This window comes from Nocardioides sp. CPCC 206348 (assembly GCF_048654705.1).
In the GTDB taxonomy this organism is placed as follows: domain Bacteria; phylum Actinomycetota; class Actinomycetes; order Propionibacteriales; family Nocardioidaceae; genus Nocardioides.
On sequence record NZ_JBMCZA010000234.1, the window covers coordinates 33,099 to 33,992 of the forward strand.

General features: G+C 75.7%; 1 pseudogene. It reads left to right on the forward strand.

The features are described from left to right. Positions 1–894, forward strand: a pseudogene (locus ACOADB_RS26915) (hypothetical protein); the annotation flags it as partial.

The window sequence follows — 894 nt, forward strand, 5'->3', positions numbered from 1 at the left end:
GGGTCGGCCACTCCGGTCGTCGGCCAGGCCGTCGCGGGGGAGCGCCCGCGGCTGGGGTTCGGCCCGCCGTTGTCCCAGGTGCCCCCGACGGCCCTGGGCTCGCCGCCCGCCGAGCAGCCCGGTCCTGCGCTGCAGGCGCAGCGCGCCGCTGACAACGGTTTCACCGAGGTCTCGTTGCCGGGTGTGAACGCTGCACCCCCGATGCCGTCGCCTGCTCCGGGAATGCCCCTGCAACGGGCGAGCACGCTCGATGCGTCGCCCACGGCCGCACCGACGTTGGGGTCCGCGCCGTCCGCGGAGTCGACCGGGGAGTCGGCCGAGGAAGGGCCCGGGGAGGCCGTCGAGGCGGTCCACCCCGACGACTGCGCCGACCCGGATCACGACCATCCGGTCGCACCGGCCGTCGTTGCGAGCGCGGGCCGATCGGACGTCGTACCCGTGGGGGAGGCGGTGGTTCCCGAACCCCCGATCTCGCCCTCGATGCGGGGGGACGTCGCGCCCCTGCACGTCGGCGGCCTCAGCACCTCCATCCAGCGCTCGAGCGTGCTGCCCGGTCCCGGGCTGCCCCTGCAACGTCTGGCGGTGCGTCCCGCGGGCGCGCCGGCCGCCCCGTCGGCGCGGGTCGTCCGCGTCCAGCGGGTGCCGTCCTCCTTCGCCTCCCCGACCTCTTCGCCGACCTTTTCGACGGCACCGTCACCGACGTCCGCCTCGACTCCCTCCCCGGGTGCCCCGTCCAGCTCGTCGTCGACGGCTGGTGCTGCGGGCGGTCGTGAACCCGCCCTCCCGGACGGTTGCGACTCCTGTCGCCGCGTCGTCGGTACCGCCGGCTGCCGTGACCTCGATGACCGAGGCGATGCCGGACCCCGTCCTCCAGCGGAGTACGACGACCGGCGG